Here is a 20,570-nt window from a genome sequence, read left to right on the forward strand (position 1 = left end):
CTATCTCTAATCCTGATGATCTTAAAAATGTTAAAGGTTTCGGTTCTACTTTAATTAACAATATTAAAGCTCAAATTGATTCTGACAAAAAAAAGGATAAAATAAACAAACCTTCTTATCCTAAATCTAACAACAATAACGCTATGAAAGATAAAAATATTAATAACTCTTCTAAGTGATATGTTTTTATCATCTAGATGTTTAGACTAAGATTTAATCTTAGTCTAATAATTAGATTTTTTCTAATATCTCAATTGAGATTATTTTATCACCTTGTTTAATAGCATCTAAATTTTTAAAACTATCAACACTATTTTCTACAATCTCTCCAAACACTGTGTGGTTTTTATCTAAATGTGGGCATGGTACAAAACAGATAAAAAATTGGCTTCCACCTGTATCTCTTCCTGCATGTGCCATTGAAAGGCTTCCTCTTTTATGAACTTGTTTTGGTGCATCTACTTCACACTTAATTGCCCAAGAAGGACCTCCCATACCAGTTCCATCTGGACATCCACCTTGTGCCATAAAACCAGGAATAACTCTATGGAAATTTAAACCATTATAAAAACCATCATTTACTAAAGTAGCAAAATTTGCAACTGTATTTGGAGTCTCATGGTTGAAAAGTTTTATTAAAATTTCTCCATTTTTTGTAGTAAATTTAGCATAATTAAATTTTGCAAGTTCCTCTTTTGTGTAGTTATACTCTTTTAGTTCTTGACCAAATCTATTTGTACTCATTAAAATCCTTTATAAATTAATTTTTTGAAATTATATCTTTTTTAGGTGACAAGTAGTTTAATTTTACTAAGTTTTGAATTGTTTCTTTGAATATTGGAACAGCTGCTTGTGAGGCATAATAAGATGATGAATCTGTTGTTGGGTTAATTACAGTTACTCCTATTGTATAAGAGTTTCCTTTATCATCATTTACAAAACCAATAAATGATGATATATATTTTTTTATGTAAGTTCCTCCACCTGCAATTTGCGCAGTTCCAGTTTTTCCACCTATTTCAAGACCATCAATTTTTGCACCTTTTCCAGTTCCTTCTTCAACTGTTTTAATTAGCAGGTTTCTCATAAAATTTGTTGTATCTTTTGATAATACTTGAATAGGCTCTTTTTTAAAGGGCTCTTTTATAACTCTGTTTGCCTTTATAAGTTCATCAACAATATAAGGTGTTAACATAAAACCATCATTACTAAATATTGTAAATGCTTTTACAAGTTGCATAAATGTAGCAGTCATTCCTTGACCGTAAGATACTGTTGCTTTAAATATATTATCTTTGTTCTCTTTTTCTCCAGCTGCAAATCTAATTAAAGGTGGCATTGCACCAGTTTTTTCATAAGATAGATCAATTCCAGTTTTTTGAGTAAAACCAAAACTTTTCATACCTTCATAGAACTCATAAGCTGGAATTCTTTGAGCAATTTGTATTGTAGCTATGTTTGAAGAGTAGATAATCGTATCTTCTAAAGATATAATATCATCAAATTTATGGCTATCTCTTATTGTATAGTTTCCAATAACATATTGTCTTTTTCTATTTGGTATGTTTGAACTAGGAAATGATTCATTTTTTTTAACTCTATTTTTATCAAGAGCCAATGATATTGAAAGTGGTTTTATAACTGAACCTGGCTCAAATTGGTATTCAACAGCATTTACATTTAAAATTGGTATCTCATTTGGTTTTATATTATCTGGTATAAACCTATTTGATGAAGCCATTGATAAGATTTTTCCACTCTTATTTTCTACAATTGCAAGCATAATCTCATCACTTTGCGTTCTTATTTTATGTTTATCTAAAGTTGCTTCATTGTTTTTTTGAAGTTTTAAAGGAATATTTAGTTTTAAACTATATCCATCTATTGCGTGAGTTGTAGTTGAATTTTTATCAAAATATAGATATCCTGAAATATCTCTATACCCTTGTAAAATACCATTATTTAAATCATTTAGATTTTCATTATAAAAATTTTCTAAACCTTTTATTCCTAAAGATCTAGTTTTACCCTGCTCATCTTCCTCTTTTTGAACATATCCTAAAATTGGCGATAGAGTATCTTCATATCTAAAATCTCTTTTCTCCCCACTTTCACTAATCTCTAATCTTCTAATAATTGAACTATTATCACCTTTTATTGGAACAAAAACTTTTAAAGAGTTGAGCTTTAAATCCAACTCTTCTAAATTTTTTGCAGCTTTTGAATCAATACTATATGATAAAACCAAATTCCCAGGTCTTTTTTTTGATGCACTCAATCTTTTTTTTAATTCACTATAATCTAAACCACTATAAATAGAGAACAGACTTAAAAAAAGCTCCTCTTTTTTAAAATCTAAATATCTAGTGTCAATTACAGCTTTATATAGCTTTTTTGATGATACTAAATTAAAACCATCTTGGCTAATAATATTTCCTCTAACAGCCAATTCATTTTTGGTTTGTGCGATTCTTGGAATTTTTCTATTATCTTTTATAGTATTAAAAATAGAGAAAGCTACAATAAATAGTGGAATTGTGAGGAAAAAAATAAGGATACTAAATTTTTTTGATTTCTTTTTTAGTTCAGATAATTTATAAGTATTAAAATCTATATTTGAAGTCATTTTTATCCATAATATTATATAATCAAAGTATGAATTTTATCCAAAAACATATTAAAACCCCAATTAACAATCTAATTTCTAGTAGTGGTCTAAGAGATGCTGATTATATACTTTTTATACTAGTATCAATTTTGATTACTATAGGAACTATATTTTCTTACTCTTTATCTGTTTATACTGTAGAGATGTACTCTTACAATGAGTTTCATTTTGCATTAAGACAAGGAGTAGTTGCTATATTGGCAATATTTATAATGTGGATATTCTCAAAATTGAATCCAAATTTTTTAGTTGGATATTTTGGAATGAGTCTATTTTTTATAGGTTTTATTTTAATGTTTTTAATGCCAATATTACCATCATCTTTAGTGACAGCTTCAGGAGGTGCAAATCGATGGATTAGGCTTCCAGGATTCTCTTTATCTCCTGTTGAGTTTTTTAAAGTAGGGTTTATATATTTTTTATCTTGGTCATTTTATAGAAAAGTAATTGATAAACCAAAAACTACTTTAGTAAGTGAGTTTATGCTTCTGTTTCCATATTTTATGATATTCTTTTTGGTTGTTGTGTTTGTTGCATTTTTTCAAAAAGATTTAGGTCAAGTTGTACTTTTGGCAGCTGTTATGGGAGTTTTAATTGTTTTTGCGAATAGATCTTTGAAATTATTGCTTATTTTAGTTTTAGTAGGATTGATTGGATTTATAGGTTTAATAATAAGTGCTCCACATAGGGTAAATAGATTTCACTCTTGGTGGGCGATGGTTCAAGATACTTTTTTATCAATTGTTCCAGCATCTGCTGAAAAATATTTTAGAGTAGAGAATCTTCCTGAACCATATCAAGTTATGCAATCTTTAAATGCAATTCACAATGGTGGTTTTTTTGGTCAAGGTATTGGTTTTGGCGAGATAAAAATGGGATTTTTAAGTGAAGTTCATACAGACTTTGTACTTGCTGGAATTACTGAAGAGCTTGGATATTTTGGTTTTGTTTTAATTTTAATAATATTTTTCGCGATTGTTTATAGAATTTTTAAAATAGCTAAAAATGTAGATAATAAGATTTTTTATCTATTTTCAACAGGAATTGCTTTGATGTTGATATTCTCTTTTTTAATCAACTCTTTTGGAATTTCAGGATTAATTCCAATAAAAGGAATAGCAGTTCCAATGTTATCTTATGGTGGTTCATCACTTCTTGCAACATCTTTTGCAATAGGTTTGGTTTTATCAATAAGCAGATGTGCAAAAAAAGAGAGTCTTGAGTCTAAAACAAAGGAAGAGAGTTTTGAGTAAAGTTGTTGTAATAACAGGTGGAGGAACTGGCGGACATTTAAAAATTGCTGATGTTTTTATATCTGAGTTCAAAAAAAGAGGTTTTGAAGTTGTTTTTATAGGTTCAAGTTATGGGCAAGATAAGTTTTGGTTTGAAAATGATGATAGATTAAAAGAGAAGATTTTTTTAAATACAAGTGGAGTTGTGAATAAAAGAGGAGTAGCTAAGATTTTTTCACTTTTAAATATATTTTACAAAGCTATCTTTTGTCTTAAGATTTTAAAAAAGTATGGTGTAAAAAAGGTTGTATCTGTTGGTGGATTTAGTGCAGCTGCTGCTTCACTTGCAACTATATTTAAAAAAGATTGCAATCTATATTTACATGAACAAAACTCAAAAATTGGGGCTTTAAATAAGATCAGTTTAAAATATACAAAAAGAGCTTACTCATCTTTTCATGATTTTTCACCAATAAAAGATTATCCAGTTGATAGTAAATTTTTTGAAAAAAGAAGAGTGAGAAAAGAGATAAAAACTGTTGCATTTTTTGGTGGCTCTCAAGGAGCAGTTGCAATTAATAACTTTGCTTTAAAAGTTGCACCAAAACTAAATGAAATGGGTATAAAAATAGTTCATCAAGCTGGGAAAAATGACTTTTTAAGAGTAAAAAGTGAGTATGAGAAGTTAGGAATAAATGCAGATGTTTTTGATTTTACAAAAGATATTTTAGAAAAAATGAACCAAGCTGATTTTTGTGTAAGCCGAGCTGGTGCTTCAACACTTTTTGAGCTTTGTGCAAACAATCTTCCAACTTTTTTCATACCTTTTAAATATGCAGCACAAAATCATCAATACTACAACGCAAAAGCTTTGTCTGAAAAAAACTTATGCTTCTTGCAAAGTGAAGATGAGCTAGATGAGAACTACTTTTTTGAGTGCTTAAATAGCAATATAGAAAAAATCAGCACTGGTTTAAAAGAGTTTATTAAACCAAATGGTGTAGAAAAAATTGTAGATGATATTTTAAATAATTAACTATTTTGTAAACTTCAAAGTTAAATCTTTGTAGTTTTTTAAAGTATTTTCCAAATTTTCCAAAAATATCTCTGGAGCATATACCAACAAATCATTTATAGTGTGGAATCTATCTTTTGCAATATTAATTTTTTGATTTTGTTCTGGACATATTTTTGATTTTAACAACTCTTTCTCTTCATTTGAAATATCTTTTAATATATGCTTTAAAAATATCTTTCTAGCACGACTGCTATCATCAAATAAAAACTGCTCAGGTATCTCCAAAACTTCTGCTATATATGGGATTAGTTCTATTCTAATACTTACTCTTCCATTTAAATATGCATAAATTGATTTTTCAGATGGAATTTCCAAAGTATTATTTAATTTTGGCTCTAAATTTCTTAGTTTTATAGCAAATTCTTTTTTTGATAGATTTTTCTCTTTTAATAATAAATTTATTCTTTCGTGTATTTCCATTTTTTACCTTTTGAGAAGAATATTAACAATCAAATTTCTTCTATAACAAGATAATTCTATAAATAATGGATAATAAAGCAAGAAAATTATAATATTTCAAGAATTTAAACTAGAAAATATAAATAAATTCTAGACAATAAAGAAAATAGGGATTTATATGCACAAAAAACAGAAACTTTATTTTTATGCTTCGCTTGTAACATTTACAATTTTTGCATCAGCTTTTTATATTTTAATAATGGTGGCAAAATAGATGCAAGAGAATAGATATATACAAGAAGATGAGATAGATTTAAGAGAGTTATTTCAAATTATTTGGGAGAAAAAGCTTTTTATAATTTTATTTACTCTGGTAATTACAATTTTAGCTGGAGTTTATGCTTATAGTAAAACTCCAATTTATGAAGCAAAAGCTTTAGTTGAAATTGGTGAGTATAAGATAAATAACACCACAAAAAATTCAGTAGATGATGCATCTGTTGTTACAAAAAAATTAACAACTCTTTTTATTGATATGGAAAAAAATCAAAAAGATAGAACTTCACAAATTTCAAATATAAGTGTTATGAAAGGTTTAAAAAACTTTTTAGAGATAAAAAGTGAAGCTACTTCAAATGAAGAGGCGAAAAATGAGATTTTAAGAGTTTTGAATTTTGTTCAAAATGAGCATGAAAAAATTCTTGATGATATTAAAAAACAAAAAGAGATGGAGTTAAGAAATATTGATTTACAAATTTCTGATATTAAGTCGAAATCTGTGGCTTTAATTGATAAAAAAATAGAGAATAATATTAAAAATTTAAAAAGTTTAGAAGAGCAATTAAAACAAGTTGATGAAAATCTAAAAAAAATTGATAGCTTAAATCCATCATTAGCTGCTTTAAAACTTATGGAAAAAAGAGATATTACAAATTCTATAAATACTATTACTATTCAAAATTTTGAGCTAGAGAGTAAAAAAGATGAGTTATTAACAACAACATTATATAAACTTGAAGAGAGTAAACAAACAGCAGAATCATTACTTCTACCACATAATTATAAAAATACTCAAATAGTCGGAGAGATTATCACAAACGATTTTCCAGTAAAACCTAAGAAAAAATTAATAGTTGCAGTTGCTTTTGTAAGTGGATTTATTATTTCAATATTTTTAGTTTTTTTATTGAATTTTATTAAACAAAATACAAATAGAACAACTTATTAAATTCTTTTTTTGTTAATTTTAAAATAATAAATCTTATATTTGTAAAAAAATTACAAATATAAAGTTTATTTTGCTACAATTCTAAAATTTAATTAGGATTTATAATATGTTTTTACAATTTACAGTGAGTAACTTTTTATCTATCAAAGAGAAAGCAACTTTTAGTATGCTAGATAGTTCAAAAGAAGATAAAAACTCTTTTTCTATTAGAGATTACAATTTACTTAGAACATCTGTGATATATGGTGCAAATGCAAGTGGAAAAACAAATATTTTAAAAGCCATGAGTTTTATGAGAACTTTAGTTTTAAATAAATATAAGATTATCCAATCCACAGATATATTACCACACTCTCCTTTTAAACTTAACACTAGCACAAAAGAGTCTTCTAGTAGTTTTGAGATGGTTTTTTTTATAGATGAAAAAAAATATAGATATGGTTTTGAACTAGATAGCACAACAATATATAGTGAGTGGTTATTTGAAGATGAAAAAGGCAAAGAAGCAAAACTTTTTTATAGAGATATAGATGAAGAAGATTATGTAAACAATCAAAAATTCAAAGAGGGTTATGGATTTTTTGATAAATCAAACAAAAAAATAGATATTGCACAAAATCAGCTTTTTTTATGGGTTTGTGATAGGTTAGCAAATTCAACTATATCAAAATCTATTTTAAAATGGTTTTCAAATTTCAATATGTTAGATGGTACAGATAGCAACGGCTATATGAACTTTACACTTAGAAAAATGGAAGATGAAGAGTTTAAGAAAGAGATAGTAAATCTAGTAAAAACAGCAGATATAGGAATAGAAAATATCGATTTACAAGAAGATGATATTCACTTTGATGAGATTTCAAAAGTACCATTACCAGATTTTTTAAAAGAAGAGATACTAAAAAATGGTGGTGTAAAATCTATTAGTATAAATACTTCTCATAAGGTTTTTGATGATGAAAACAATTTTATTGCACTTGAGACTTTTGAATTAGAAAAAGATGAATCATTTGGTACAAAGAAATTTTTTAAAATCTCTGCTCCTGTAATAGATACTTTAAAAAATGGAAAAATACTTTTAATAGATGAGTTAGATAGTAGTTTGCATCCAATTTTAACAAAGCATTTAATCAAACTTTTTAATGATGAAAAAATAAATAAAAACAATGCTCAGCTAATATTTACAACTCACGATACAAATCTTTTAAAGCCAACTATATTTAAAAGAGAGCAAATTTGGTTTACGCAAAAAGATAAATATGGTTCTACGAATTTGTATTCTATGCTAGAGATTAAAGGAGTAAGAGCAAGTGATGATTTTGAAAAGCACTATATCCAAGGTAAATATGGAGCAGTTCCGTATATTGGGGAATTTGAGTTTTAAATGGCTAGAAAAAAACTGTATACAGATAATAAAGAAAAATCTAAAGATGATTTTAAAAGAAAAAAGCAAATCAAAGAGCAAGTAAAAAGTGTATTAATAGCTTGTGAAGATAAAATATCTTCTCCAAACTATTTTAAGATGATTATAAAAAAATTAATAGAAGATAAAAAAATTACTCAAGACTCTTTAGTAATAGCAAAACATGAGCATGTAAACCCAAAAGGTGTCTTACAAGATTTATTAAATCATAAAAAAGATGATAAAACCTACAAAGATTTTGAACATAGATGGATTGTAATTGATAGAGATATCGCTAGAGTAAATGGTGGTGGACATCCAAAAGATGATTTTTTGAAAGCTTTGAGTGAGGCAAAAAGCAAAAAAGTTGAAGTTGCATATTCAAATGATTGTTTTGAGATTTGGTATTTGTTACATTTTGTTTATAGAGATACGGCTATTAGTAGAGATGATGTTCTAAAAGAAGTTATCAAAAAATTAAAAGATAAAAATTTTACAACTTTTTCAAAACTAAATAAAGAAAATATAAAAACAAAAGAGATGACAGAACTTATTTTTAATGAGCTTTTAGAATTACAAGAAACAGCAATAAAAAATGCAAAAAAATTACTTGAAAATTATGCAGGTTCACACAATCCAGAAAATGACAATCCCTCAACTAGAGTATTTGAGCTAGTAGAGATTTTGAGTAAGAAAATTTTATAATAAATAAAAAGAGTTAAATATTTAAAAAATCATTTTTCAAAACAACACAAGTATCAAAACCCCAAAAATAATTCTATAAATCCCAAAAGCCACAAAAGTAAATCTCTCTAAAAACTTTAAAAATAGCTTTATTACCAAATAAGCAACAAAAAAAGAGACAACAAAACCAACAGCAAGATTTAAAAAATTACCATCTTGAAGTATTTCTGCATGGTGTTTATAAACATCATAAAAAGTGGTAGCACACATCACAGGAACAGCAAGTAAAAACGAGAACTCAGCACTTGCTTTTCGATTTAACCCCACAATCATAGCTCCAATTATACTAGCTCCCGCACGGCTTGTTCCTGGAATTAGTGCAGCTATTTGAGCAATACCAATAAAAAAAGCTTGTTTGAAACTCACATCTTCAACATCTGTTATATGTTTTTTATTCTCATCATAAAACTTCTCAACTATTAAAAATATAACTCCACCAAAAATAAACATCCAAGCTACAATCTCTATAGAAAATAGCTCTTTTATTTGGCTTGAGAATAAAAATCCAACAATTCCTATAGGTAAAAATGAAATAGCAATTTTCATCCATAAATTTATATGTTTAAATGTAAATTTAGATGGATAAATAAAAACCAAAGCCATGATTGCTGCAAATTGAATGATAATTTCAAAAGCCTTGTTTACACTGTTTTGTTCAATTTTTAAAAACTCACTTAAAACTATTAAGTGTCCTGTAGAAGATATAGGAAGAAATTCTGTAATTCCCTCTATGATTCCTAGCCAAATTGCATCAAATATACTCAAATTATCCCCTTGTTTTTTGTAAGTTTTAAAAATAGTTTTAAAGCTCGTTTCTCTTTATATCCAATATCATAATCAATTTTTGTAAGATAATCCAAGATATTTTTCTTTGAAATACCACTTCTTTTTGAGTACTGCTCTAAAATATATTGAGGAATTTTTATTTTTCTTTTATCAAAATCTTTTGTAAGTTTTTTTAATCTACTCTCATATTTGTTATAACACAAAACTGCAAATACAAAAGGAAGATTGTATCTATTTTGCCACTCTTTGGCTAAATCTATAAAATCTTCACCTCTATTGTCATGATAAAACTTTAAAGCCTTATCCCCAATAATTACTTCACCATCTAGCTCTAAAACTTTTGCTAGTGCATTTGAAGTTTTTGATTGAAAATCATCTTTATTTTTTCTATTTGGTAAGATTAAAACTGAATCTACATAATCTCTTGCAATAATTCCAAAATCCAAAAATTTCTCATTTCTTGAACCAATTGAAGAGATAAAAGCACTATGCGTTTTTCTTTTTTTAAAACTATTTGTAATTTTCGATGGATAAGATTTTTTGTACTCAATACTTGATTTAAGTTGATTTGATTTTATATTTTTTTTGATATAAATGTGAAAAGGTAATAGGTTTATAAAATCAATCTTTGAGAATATCATAGCTTTGTTGCCTTAATTGTTTTAATTTAAAGTGGCTATAATAGTACAAAAATGATTATAAAAAGGTGTTGAGATGGTAAAAATTGAATTCTTAGGTCCAATAAATAAAGAAGATATCAATTTAGATATTAAAAACTTAAAAGAGTTATCAGATATTTTGAAAAATGATGAGAAAGTATCTTCTTGGCTTGAGACTTGTGCAGTTGCTATAAATGATTGTTTAGTTAGCTCAAAAGATGTTGAATTAAAAAGTGGAGATAAAGTAAGTTTACTTCCTCCTGTTTGTGGTGGTTGATTATGTTTAAACAAGATTTACAACTTCACAAAGGAAGCTTAGAGATAGAAAAAATTCATAACTCTTGGTACGCAAAGTATAAAAACCTAAATTATGGTGCCTTTATCACTTTTGTTGGTATTGTAAGAGATGAAAATGGTATAGATGGGCTATCTTTTGATATTTATGAACCAATTTTGAAAAAATGGTTTGCATCTTGGCAAGAAAAAGCAAAAACTAAAAATGCAATAGTTTTTCTAGCTCACAGCATTGGAGATGTAAAAAATCATGAAAGCTCATACATAGCTGGTGTTTGTAGCCCTCAAAGAAGAGTTGCTTTAGAGTTAATAGATGAGTTTGTAGAAGATTTTAAAAAAAATGCACCAATTTGGAAATATGATTTAAGAGATAATCAAAGAGTTTATGCAAAAGATAGAAGCCAAAAAATAGATGGAGCTGGAATTTTAGTATGAGAGTAGATTTACACAATCACACAACACTTTGTAACCACGCAACTGGAAGTGTTGAAGAGTATGTACAAAGAGCAATAGAATTAGGAATAGATGAGTATGGATTTGCGTGTCATGCACCTATGAATTTTGATCCAAAATATAGAATGAAAATAGAAGATAGAACTCTTTATGAATCTTGGGTAAATGAAGCAAAAGAGAAATATAAAGATAAAATCAAAGTTTTATTAGCCTATGAAGTTGATTTTTTAAATGGTTTTATGCTTGATGAGATTTTAAATGCAAATGTTGATTATCTAATAGGTTCAGTTCACTTTTTACAAAATAAAAATGAGATGTGGGGATTTGATAATCCTGAATTTATTGGTGTTTATAAAAATGTTGATATAGATAAAATTTGGGAAGATTACTTTGAAGCAATAAAGGCTATGGCAAAAACAAACTATTTTCAAATAGTTGGACATTTGGATTTGATAAAAGTTTTTAAATTTTTACCAAAAAAAGATATACGATTAATTGCAAAAGATACCTTAAAACAGATAAAAAAATCAAATATGGTTTTAGAGGTAAATCCAGCAGGACTTAGAAAACCAATAAATGAACTCTATCCATCAAAACAGCTTTTAGAAGAGGCTTTTGATTTAGGAATTAACATAACATTTGGTTCAGATGCTCATAGTGTTGAGAATGTTGGTTTTGGATATGATGAAGCTGTAAAGATGGTAAAAGAGATTGGCTATAAAAAGTGTGTTACTTTTTATAAAAAAGAGATGAATTTAATAGAGTTTTAGATAAAATGGCAACTTAAAATTTTATGGAGTTAAAAATGGGAAAATTTGTAAATAGTATAGAAGAGTTTTTTAGTTTTTGTAGTGAACACGAAGTTAAATTTGTAGATTTTAGATTTACTGATCTTAAAGGTACTTGGCACCATGTAACTTATAATATTAAAGCTGTAAACAAAGATTTACTAGCAAATGGAATGCCTTTTGATGGTTCATCAATTGATGCATGGCAACCAATTCATAGATCAGATATGATATTAAAACCAGATGTTCCAACAGCATTTTTAGACCCATTTACAGCCGATAGTACAATAATTGTTATTTGTGATGTTTATGATATTTATAAAGATAAAATGTATGAAAAATGCCCAAGATCTATTGCAAAAAAAGCAGTAGAGTATTTAGCAGAGGCAAATATTGGAGATGTTGCATATTTTGGACCTGAAAATGAGTTTTTTATTTTTGATGATGTAAAAATTATAGATAGCGTAAATGAGTCATATTTCAGAGTTGATAGCGAAGATGGTGAGTGGAATGATTCAAAAAACTATGAAGGTGGAAATATAGGTCATAGAGCTAGACTTAAAGGTGGATATTTCCCTGTAGCTCCTATTGACAATGGTGTTGATTTAAGAGCTGAAATGATGCAAGTTTTAGAGCAAGTTGGATTAGAAGTTGTTTTAGGACATCATGAAGTTGCTCAAGGACAACACGAAATTGGTATTGTTTATGGAGATTTAATTGAAGCTAGTGACAATGTTCAAAAATTAAAATATGTTATTAAAATGGTAGCTCACTTAAATGGAAAATCTGCAACATTTATGCCAAAACCTCTTTATGGAGACAATGGAAGTGGAATGCATGTTCACCAAAGTATCTGGAAAAATGGAAAAAATCTATTCTACAAACAGGGTGAATATGGAAATTTAAGTGATATAGCAAGATGGTATATTGGTGGTATTTTTAAACACGCAAGAGCACTTGCAGCATTTACAAACCCATCTACAAACTCTTACAAAAGATTAATTCCAGGATTTGAAGCACCTTCAATTCTTACATACTCTTCTCAAAACAGAAGTGCATCTTGTAGAATTCCTTATGGAGCAGGTGAAAAATCAACAAGAGTTGAGATGAGATTCCCAGACTCAACAGCTTGTCCATATTTAGCATTTGCATCTATGCTAATGGCAGGACTTGATGGAATTAAAAACAAATATGAGCCAATTGGTCCTATGGATGATGATCTGTTTGAACTATCTTTAGATGAGATTAGAGAGAGAGATATTCCTCAAATGCCTCATACATTAAGAGGATCTTTAGAGGCACTTATAAGACATAATGAGTTTTTAAGACCAGTATTTACTAAAGAGATGATTGATACTTATCAGCACTTTAAATTCTCAACTCAAGTTTGGCCTTACGAAGCAAGACCTACACCGTTTGAATTTAAAACTATGTACTCTTGCTAATAAAAACGGATTTTTCCGTTTTTATTAATAAAACTCCAACTCCCTAAAAGCATCAAAAACATTTCTACTACTTAACTCATCAAACATAGCTATATCTTTAAACTCATCCATAGTTACAACTTCTGTAATTTCACCAGCTTCAACACCATTTTCAATAGCTTCCAAAACTCTATTTTTTAATAGAGTAAAATATTTTTTAGTATGATTTAATGAATTTTTTCCAGTTTTATCTCCATGACCAGCAACTAAAGTATCCCATGATAAAGACTCAATAAAATCAATAGCCTCTAAAGTTCCAATAACAGATCCATCTCTATTTGAAGTAATTCTATCGTTCATTATAATATCACCAACAAAAACAGCTTTTTGCTTTGGAAGATAAATTATTAAATCATTGTCTGTATGAGCTTTTTGTTTTAGTGCATATATTTCAAACTCTTTATTTCCAACTTCAAAAGTTGTTTTATCTTCAACAATTTTATCAGCTTTTATAACTTTTGTATTTTTCATCTCATTTTTATCTAAAATCTCAAAAATTCTAGGTTTTGAACTCTCATCATAGTTTTCATTTATAGATTTAGGAGCATAAATTGTGCTATTAAATCTCTCTTTATAAAAGCTATTCCCCATCCAATGATCATCGTGTTCATGAGTAATTATAATTGTACTAACTTCTAAATTCTCTATTTTTTGCATAGCTTCATATGCTTGTTTCGCAAAGTTATAGTTTGCACCTGTATCAATTAAAACATAACTACTGTTTGCTTTTATATAACAAGAGTTTGCCATAAATCCACCATTTTGTTTTGATGGAACTTCAGTTTTTCCAATAAAACACCAAATATCATCTGCAACTTTTTTTGGCTCTAACTTATAATCAAAACCAAAACTAAATGTACAAATAAGTGCTAAAAAAGCAATCTTTTTAAACATATAAATTCCTTTATAATATAATCAAAGGTAATATTGTATTATTATTTTTATATAAGTAATTTTAATTTAGGAAAATTTATGGATAAAAAACGACAAATTGCATTTAATCTAAACAACTTTTTATTAGCTTTTAGTGAGATTTTAAATAGTAAAAAAGTTGCTTACATAGCTTTAAATTTAGCTTTAAAATATGATTTTTCATCAGAGAAACTATCAGATTTATGCTCTTACTCTTTGATTTGTGATTTAAAAAAAGATGATATAAAAGAGTTTGATTTTTTAAACTCTTCACATTTAGAAGATAAAACTTTTTTAGATATTGTAAATCTATCTTCAACTATCTGTAAAAACTTTGATTTTTCAGATGATATTTTAAATAAAAAACTCTCTTGTTTAGAGTTTGTAAAAAATCTAAATATAGAAGATAGATTAAAAGAGACTTTTTTGGATATTTCAAAAAAACTATCTTTTTGGCTTGATTTACAAAATGATAGTGAGATTTTAATCTTTATCTACTCAAATCTAGCAGATTTTACAAAAGCTTTAGATTTTGAAGATATTTTAAAGATGACAACAATATTTCATAAACTTCAAAATCCAAATTCACAAATTTTAAAATACTCTTCAACTCTTGCAGATTATTTCAATTTTGAACATAAAGATAAACAGATATTTCTAATAGCTTCAAGTTTATATAATATTGGAAAACTATATAAATATGAAAGCATAGAAGAGATCTACTCATACCATACTAAAAGAGTTTTAAATCAGATTATGGGTTTTGGTGATATTTGCTCACTTTGCTATAAAACGCAAGAAAAACTTGATGGAACTGGAGTTTTTGGTTTACTAGCAAAAGATTTAAGCTTTAAAGATAGATTGCTTATTTGTTTAGTTAGATATAACGATTTAAAAGAGTCTAATAATCACAAAGAGTCTATAAAGAGTTTAAAAAAAGAGTCAAAAGATGGAAAACTTGATAAAAGTATAGTTGAAGTTTTTGAGGAAATTTTAGCTTAAAGCTTGGATTTAATCCAAGCTTTAATTATGGTTTAATTGTTGTAAGTCCAAGACTTAACCAAGATTGCATTCCACCTCTATACCATTTCATTTTCTCTTCTGGATATCCAATAGCTATTAGCTCTTTCATAGCTTCAGGACTTTGTCCACACCAAGCAGCATTACAAAACATTAATAGAGTTTTTGCATTTGTAAAATCATATTTTCCATTTTTTACTTTAACTCCAAAAATCTCTAAAGCCTCTTCAAACTCATCTGGATATTGAGATTTTTTAGTGTAAATATATGGAACATTTATAGCACTTGGAATTGTCTCATGATAAAACCAGTTTTCAGTTCTTGAATCAATTAATAAAAGATTATTATCTTTTTTTGCTTTTTCTATAAACTCTAAAACCTCTAATTCACCGTAAGTTTCAATATTTTCTGATGCTTTCATAGGTGCAATTTTTCCAAAATATGTTACAAAACTTCTTTTACAATTTTGTGGAACACTCTTTGAAGCTTCATGCATACCACCAAAGATATCTTTTGGATCAAAAGCCACTTTTTCGCACTCTTTTGGTCTATTTTCTCTTTTTATAACTACTTTTTTACCACCATCAAGTTTTACTTCAACACCTGTTTGTTGTAAATCTACACTAAATAAAGATGTTGCTAAAACAACACTTCCTACAAATATTTTAAACATTTACTCTCCTTAAATAAATAATAGTTGTGATTCTATCAAAAAGCTTTTGAAATCGCAAGTTATCGCTCTCTTAAGCAAAAATTAGATAAAATCTACGCCATTTTAGTAACACAATTAGGATTATTTATGAGTGAAAAGTACGAACCATCAAAGATAGAAGATAGTTTTTATAAAATTTGGGAAGATAGAGGTTATTTTGAGATTGATGGAAACAGATCAATTCAAGAGCCAAATAAAAATTTTGCAATTATGATGCCACCTCCAAATGTAACAGGAAGCTTACATATTGGACATGCACTTACATTTACATTGCAAGATATTATTACAAGATATAAAAGAATGGATGGGTATAAAACTCTTTGGCAACCAGGAACTGACCATGCTGGGATTGCAACTCAAAATGTTGTTGAAAAACAACTTTTAAAAGAGGGTACTACAAAAGAGGCTTTAGGAAGAGAGGCTTTTGTAGATAGAGTTTGGAAATGGAAAGAGTTTAGTGGTGGAACAATAGTTCATCAAATGAGAAAACTAGGAGTTAGTCCTGCTTGGAGTAGAGAGCGATTTACTATGGATGAGGGTTTAAAAGAGGCTGTAAAAGAGGCTTTTGTTAAACTTTATGATGAGGGTATGATTACTCAAAATAACTATATGGTAAATTGGTGTACTCACGATGGAGCACTAAGTGACATTGAGGTTGAACACGAAGAGGTAAATGGTAAGTTCTATCATATGAACTACCACTTTGCAGATGGAAGTGGCTTTGTAACAGTTGCTACAACAAGACCTGAAACATATTTTGGTGATACAGCAATAATGGTTCATCCAGATGATGAGAGATATACAAATATTGTTGGAAAAGAGGTAGTTTTACCTTTAACAAATAGAAAAATAAAAGTAATTACAGACTCTTATGTTGATATGAGTTTTGGAACAGGTGTTGTAAAAGTAACTCCAGCTCACGATACAAATGACTATGAAGTAGGGCTTAGACACAATTTGGAGTTTATAAAATGCTTTGATGAAAAAGGTATTTTAAATGATTATTGTGGAGAGTTTAAAGGACTTGAAAGACTAGAAGCAAGACCCGTGATTGTTAAAAAACTTCAAGATGAGGGATTTATTGTAAAGATTGAAGAGCATAATCACCAAGTAGGGCACTGTTATAGATGTAAAAATATTGTTGAGCCATATATATCTAAACAGTGGTTTGTAAAAAAAGAGGTTGCAAAAAAATCAATTGAAAAAACTTATGCAGGTGAAGCTAAATTTCATCCAAGTCACTGGTTAAACTCATATAGAGCTTGGATGGATGAGTTAAGAGATTGGTGTATTTCAAGACAACTTTGGTGGGGACATAGAATTCCAGTATTCTATTGTGATAGCTGTAATCATCAATGGGCAACAAAAGAGGATGAACCAAAAGCTTGTCCAAAATGTGGTAAATCAGATATTCATCAAGATCCAGATGTACTTGATACTTGGTTTAGTAGTGCTTTATGGGCATTTTCACCACTTGGTTGGGGAAATAATGGTCAAATGCAAAAAACATTTGGTGCAAATGATTTAAAAGATTTCTATCCAAACTCTTTACTAATTACTGGATTTGATATTATGTTCTTCTGGGTTGCTAGAATGATGATGATGGGAGAGCATTTTATGGGGCAACTTCCATTTAAAGATATCTATATGCACGCATTAGTTCGAGATGAGCATGGAGCAAAAATGAGTAAATCAAAAGGAAATGTAATTGATCCTCTTGATATGGTTGAGACTCATAGTGCTGATATTATTAGATTTACTTTAGCATACTTAGCAGTTCAAGGAAGAGATATAAAACTTGGTGAAAAAAATCTTGAGCAGTTTAGAAACTTTACAAATAAACTTTATAATGCTTCAAACTTTTTAACTTTAAATGTTGATAGATTCCCTGATTTAAAAGATATAAATATTCAAACTCCTCTTGGGCTTTATATGCAAAGCAGACTTAGCCATGCTGTTGATGAGGTTAGAAATTCACTTGATAGTTATAAATTTAATGAAGCAGCAAGTACGCTTTATAGATTTGTTTGGATGGAGTTTTGTGACTGGGGAATTGAGTACTCAAAAGCTTCTAAAGAGTCTATTGTAGAACTAGGTAGCTTATTTAAAGAGACATTAAAAATGGTTAGTCCATTTATGCCTTTTATTTCAGACTACTTATATCATAAATTAAGTGGAACAACACTTGAAAATGGTGACTCATTAATGATTATGAACTTCCCAAAAGATATTAAAAAAGATGAAAATATTGAAGAGATGTTCTCTATTATTGAAGAGGCAATTATAAGTATAAGAAGAGCAAAAACTCTAATAGATATGGGAAATAGTAAAATTGAAAAAGCATATATAAAACTTGATAGAAATATTGATACAAATGTTGCTAAACCATTTATAGAAAAATTAGCAAAAGTTGAAAATATTGAGTTTGTAAATTCAAAAGTTGAGAATGCTATAACAGATGTTTCAAATCATTTAGAAGTATATCTTCCAACTTCTCAAATTGATATGAAACCAATTATTGAAAAGCTTGAAAAACAACAAGAAAAAGCACAAAAAGAGTTTGATAAATTAAATGGAATGCTTTCAAATGAGAGATTTGTTGCAAATGCACCAGCAAATGTAATTGAAGAGAATAAAAAAGCTCTTGAAGAGGTAAAAACAAGGTTAGAAAAAATAGAATCTGAACTTAAGAGTCTAAGATAAATCTTCTTTTTAGAAGATTTATCTACTTTAAAATTGCCTTTATCTCATCTTCACTAATCTTATCATCACTATATTTTACTACTGAAATATTCTCACTATTTTAAGTTTTTTATTTTATTAATCTTTTGTTCAATAGTGTTGGATTTTGCCTACAATCTAAGACTGCATAAATATAGATAAAATTTTTATCAAATTTATAGTAAATTGCAAATGGAAACCTTTTTGAAAGAACTCTAAAATAGTCTTTAACTTTAAAATGAATTCCATAGTAAATATATAAAGATTCAATATCTGACATAATAGAATCTAAAAAATAGTTACCCAAATTTTCTTTTTGATTTTCATAAAATAACATAGCTTTTGCAATATCATTTTGTGCTTCAAGCAAAATTTTTATATTCATTTTAAAAGATTTCTTAATGCTTTTTTAGATTCTTCAATACTTATAAAATTATTTTGTTTTTCTCTCTCTTCTAAAACATTTAGATGCCAATTTGGAGTTAAATTTTCTAAATCATCATAGTTTAAACTACTCCAAATCTCTTCCATAATCAAAAACTTCTCTTGAGTATTCATATTTTTTATATCAAAAGTAAAACTTGACATAGAACATCCTTATTAAAAATTGAACTCTATTTTATAGAATATATTTTTGATTGTCAATATGAGATTAAGGGTTTAAAATTGCCTTTATCTCATCTTCACTAATCTTATCATCACTATATTTTACTACTAAAATATTCTCACTATTATTGATATACCACTCAATAATATTCTCATTTTGATTTAATCTTTGACTATTTTCAAGTTTGTACTCATCTAAACTTAGATAAACATTTTTTGTTTTTGATGGATTTTTCATTAAAACTATTAATAAAGCCCATAAAACACATACAACTGCAACAATCAATGAGAAGTTTTCAAGCTCATAAGAACTAAACTTATCAAGCATAATACCACCAAAAACTCCACCAAAAAATGTCCCTAAATATCCAAAAGAGTTAAAAACTCCTAAAACACTACCTCTTTGATGAACTTTTGCAAATTTTGTTGTAAGTGATTGCATAATTGGTTCATGCATATTAAACCCAATAAAAAATATTACAACCCCAACACTGAAAACATAAGCACTTGAACTAAAACCAATAACCAAATAAGAGATTATAAAAAACAAAATTCCTATTAGTAAAACTTCTCTATATTTTCCTTTTTTCTCAGCCAAAACGGCAGCTGGTCCCATAGCAAGAAGTCCTAAAATCATAGATGGAATATAAACTTGCCATAAATCTTTAATCTCCCAACTATAAACTTTTGTAAGAATAATTGGAATAACCAAAAAAGCAAATGTCATTAAAGCTTTTTGTAAAAAGTTTGTAAGGTGCATTTTGTTTATATTTGCATTTCCTAAAACATCTTTTAATTTTAATTTTTCATTATAAGAGTGCGTTATTTTTGGAGGATTTGGTACTTTTTTTACTAATATATAAATAGCAACTAAAGATAAAACCATAGTTATATAAAATAGTGCAGGAACTCCAGCCATTCCACTAATAAGCGGACTTAAACCCATAGCAAGAGCAAAAGAGATACCAATAAATCCACCCATAATAGCCATTGCTTTTGATCTTTGCTCCTCTTTTACAACATCACTTATCATGGCAGTTACCACTGCCCCAATAGCTCCAGCTCCTTGTAAAAGTCTTCCAAGCATTAAAGTGAAAATATCAACAGCAATTGCACAAATAAAAGAACCAATAGCAAAAAGCAAAAGTCCAGTTACGATTGTCCCTTTTCTACCTAACTTATCACTCATAATTCCAAAAGGAGTTTGAAAAATAACTTGAGTTAAAGCATAACCACCAACAACAATTCCAACTAATGTAGCATTTGCACCTTCAAGGCTAAAAGCATATACAGAGATAACTGGAAGAACAATAAAAAGCCCAAAAAATCTAAGAGCAATAATAAAACTTAATGGCATAACCGATTTAAACATACATAATCCTAA

At 27.9% G+C, this 20,570-nt stretch carries 21 protein-coding genes; 11 read left to right on the top strand and 10 right to left on the bottom strand.

Going from position 1 to position 20,570, the window contains the following annotated elements; translation table 11 throughout:
• Positions 1 to 231: 231 nt before the first annotated feature.
• Both CRU94_RS07285 and CRU94_RS07290 read right to left on the bottom strand, forming a co-directional pair.
• Positions 232 to 744 (bottom strand): peptidylprolyl isomerase, encoded by a 513-nt coding sequence (locus CRU94_RS07285; protein WP_129106123.1) that lies wholly within the window; start codon positions 742 to 744, stop codon positions 232 to 234.
• A 16-nt stretch (positions 745 to 760) separates the two neighbouring features.
• On the bottom strand, positions 761 to 2,626 hold the full coding sequence (locus tag CRU94_RS07290) for a peptidoglycan D,D-transpeptidase FtsI family protein (RefSeq protein WP_129106124.1): 1,866 nt from the start codon (positions 2,624 to 2,626) through the stop codon (positions 761 to 763).
• 29 nt (positions 2,627 to 2,655) lie between these two features.
• On the opposite strand from CRU94_RS07290, the gene CRU94_RS07295 reads away from it, so the two are divergent.
• Together CRU94_RS07295 and CRU94_RS07300 are read left to right on the top strand one after the other, a co-directional pair.
• Positions 2,656 to 3,921 (top strand): FtsW/RodA/SpoVE family cell cycle protein, encoded by a 1,266-nt coding sequence (locus CRU94_RS07295; protein ID WP_129106125.1) that lies wholly within the window; start codon positions 2,656 to 2,658, stop codon positions 3,919 to 3,921.
• A complete protein-coding gene (locus CRU94_RS07300; RefSeq protein ID WP_129106126.1) occupies positions 3,914 to 4,936 on the top strand; it encodes a UDP-N-acetylglucosamine--N-acetylmuramyl-(pentapeptide) pyrophosphoryl-undecaprenol N-acetylglucosamine transferase in 1,023 nt (340 codons plus the stop codon). The genes CRU94_RS07295 and CRU94_RS07300 overlap by 8 nt, the downstream gene beginning before the upstream one ends.
• Here the strand turns inward: CRU94_RS07300 and CRU94_RS07305 are convergent, their stop codons facing one another.
• On the bottom strand, positions 4,937 to 5,398 hold the full coding sequence (locus CRU94_RS07305) for a helix-turn-helix domain-containing protein (protein ID WP_129106127.1): 462 nt from the start codon (positions 5,396 to 5,398) through the stop codon (positions 4,937 to 4,939). It abuts the gene before it with no gap.
• 253 nt (positions 5,399 to 5,651) lie between these two features.
• Here CRU94_RS07305 and CRU94_RS07310 point away from each other — a divergent pair, with 253 nt between their 5' ends.
• The 3 genes from CRU94_RS07310 (at position 5,652) to CRU94_RS07320 (ending at position 8,712) form a co-directional block, all read left to right on the top strand.
• On the top strand, positions 5,652 to 6,605 hold the full coding sequence (locus CRU94_RS07310; protein WP_129106128.1) for a Wzz/FepE/Etk N-terminal domain-containing protein: 954 nt from the start codon (positions 5,652 to 5,654) through the stop codon (positions 6,603 to 6,605).
• A gap of 106 nt (positions 6,606 to 6,711) precedes the next feature.
• Positions 6,712 to 7,989 carry an AAA family ATPase gene (locus CRU94_RS07315; protein WP_129106129.1) on the top strand — a complete coding sequence of 426 codons (1,278 nt, stop codon included), beginning with the start codon at positions 6,712 to 6,714 and terminating at the stop codon, positions 7,987 to 7,989.
• Entirely contained in the window at positions 7,990 to 8,712 is a 723-nt protein-coding gene (locus CRU94_RS07320) for an RloB family protein (protein ID WP_129106130.1), read from the top strand.
• 36 nt (positions 8,713 to 8,748) lie between these two features.
• Here CRU94_RS07320 and CRU94_RS07325 read toward each other — a convergent pair whose 3' ends face one another.
• The gene (locus CRU94_RS07325; protein WP_129106131.1) at positions 8,749 to 9,516 is read right to left on the bottom strand and encodes an undecaprenyl-diphosphate phosphatase; all 768 of its coding nucleotides are present in this window, start codon (positions 9,514 to 9,516) and stop codon (positions 8,749 to 8,751) included.
• On the bottom strand, positions 9,513 to 10,178 hold the full coding sequence (locus CRU94_RS07330) for an MqnA/MqnD/SBP family protein (RefSeq protein WP_129106132.1): 666 nt from the start codon (positions 10,176 to 10,178) through the stop codon (positions 9,513 to 9,515). The genes CRU94_RS07325 and CRU94_RS07330 overlap by 4 nt, the downstream gene beginning before the upstream one ends.
• Before the next feature lie 73 nt (positions 10,179 to 10,251).
• Here CRU94_RS07330 and CRU94_RS07335 point away from each other — a divergent pair, with 73 nt between their 5' ends.
• Genes CRU94_RS07335 through glnA form a run of 4 tightly spaced genes read left to right on the top strand, consistent with a single transcriptional unit; the run spans position 10,252 to position 13,176 of the window.
• Complete coding sequence (locus CRU94_RS07335) at positions 10,252 to 10,473, top strand: MoaD/ThiS family protein (RefSeq protein ID WP_105939418.1); 222 nt, start codon at positions 10,252 to 10,254, stop codon at positions 10,471 to 10,473.
• A 2-nt stretch (positions 10,474 to 10,475) separates the two neighbouring features.
• On the top strand, positions 10,476 to 10,925 hold the full coding sequence (locus CRU94_RS07340; protein ID WP_129106133.1) for a molybdopterin synthase catalytic subunit: 450 nt from the start codon (positions 10,476 to 10,478) through the stop codon (positions 10,923 to 10,925).
• Positions 10,922 to 11,713 carry a histidinol-phosphatase HisJ gene (gene hisJ, locus CRU94_RS07345; RefSeq protein ID WP_129106134.1) on the top strand — a complete coding sequence of 264 codons (792 nt, stop codon included), beginning with the start codon at positions 10,922 to 10,924 and terminating at the stop codon, positions 11,711 to 11,713. The genes CRU94_RS07340 and hisJ overlap by 4 nt, the downstream gene beginning before the upstream one ends.
• 35 nt (positions 11,714 to 11,748) lie before the next feature.
• Positions 11,749 to 13,176 (top strand): type I glutamate--ammonia ligase, encoded by a 1,428-nt coding sequence (gene glnA, locus CRU94_RS07350; RefSeq protein WP_129106135.1) that lies wholly within the window; start codon positions 11,749 to 11,751, stop codon positions 13,174 to 13,176.
• 24 nt (positions 13,177 to 13,200) lie between these two features.
• Here glnA and CRU94_RS07355 read toward each other — a convergent pair whose 3' ends face one another.
• Positions 13,201 to 14,109, bottom strand: a complete 909-nt coding sequence (locus CRU94_RS07355) for an MBL fold metallo-hydrolase (protein ID WP_129106136.1) — start codon at positions 14,107 to 14,109, stop codon at positions 13,201 to 13,203.
• Positions 14,110 to 14,187: 78 nt separating this feature from the next.
• On the opposite strand from CRU94_RS07355, the gene CRU94_RS07360 reads away from it, so the two are divergent.
• A complete protein-coding gene (locus CRU94_RS07360) occupies positions 14,188 to 15,129 on the top strand; it encodes an HD domain-containing phosphohydrolase (protein ID WP_129106137.1) in 942 nt (313 codons plus the stop codon).
• Between the two features lie 25 nt (positions 15,130 to 15,154).
• On the opposite strand, the gene CRU94_RS07365 is transcribed toward CRU94_RS07360, so the two are convergent.
• Complete coding sequence (locus tag CRU94_RS07365; protein ID WP_129106138.1) at positions 15,155 to 15,820, bottom strand: rhodanese-like domain-containing protein; 666 nt, start codon at positions 15,818 to 15,820, stop codon at positions 15,155 to 15,157.
• Positions 15,821 to 15,946: 126 nt separating this feature from the next.
• Between CRU94_RS07365 and CRU94_RS07370 the strand changes: the two genes are divergently transcribed.
• On the top strand, positions 15,947 to 18,562 hold the full coding sequence (locus CRU94_RS07370) for a valine--tRNA ligase (RefSeq protein WP_129106139.1): 2,616 nt from the start codon (positions 15,947 to 15,949) through the stop codon (positions 18,560 to 18,562).
• A gap of 109 nt (positions 18,563 to 18,671) precedes the next feature.
• Here CRU94_RS07370 and CRU94_RS07375 read toward each other — a convergent pair whose 3' ends face one another.
• The 3 genes from CRU94_RS07375 to CRU94_RS07385 all read right to left on the bottom strand — a co-directional run bounded on the left by CRU94_RS07375 (position 18,672) and on the right by CRU94_RS07385 (position 20,558).
• Positions 18,672 to 18,965, bottom strand: coding sequence for a type II toxin-antitoxin system RelE/ParE family toxin (locus CRU94_RS07375; protein ID WP_129106140.1), 294 nt, complete (start codon positions 18,963 to 18,965; stop codon positions 18,672 to 18,674).
• Positions 18,962 to 19,168: an addiction module protein gene (locus CRU94_RS07380; RefSeq protein ID WP_129106141.1), complete on the bottom strand. Its 207-nt coding sequence runs from the start codon at positions 19,166 to 19,168 to the stop codon at positions 18,962 to 18,964. The genes CRU94_RS07375 and CRU94_RS07380 overlap by 4 nt, the downstream gene beginning before the upstream one ends.
• Before the next feature lie 64 nt (positions 19,169 to 19,232).
• Positions 19,233 to 20,558: an MFS transporter gene (locus CRU94_RS07385; RefSeq protein WP_129106142.1), complete on the bottom strand. Its 1,326-nt coding sequence runs from the start codon at positions 20,556 to 20,558 to the stop codon at positions 19,233 to 19,235.
• Positions 20,559 to 20,570 lie beyond the last annotated feature (12 nt).

Source organism: Arcobacter sp. AHV-9/2010 (assembly GCF_004116575.1).
GTDB classification, from domain to species: domain Bacteria; phylum Campylobacterota; class Campylobacteria; order Campylobacterales; family Arcobacteraceae; genus Aliarcobacter; species Aliarcobacter skirrowii.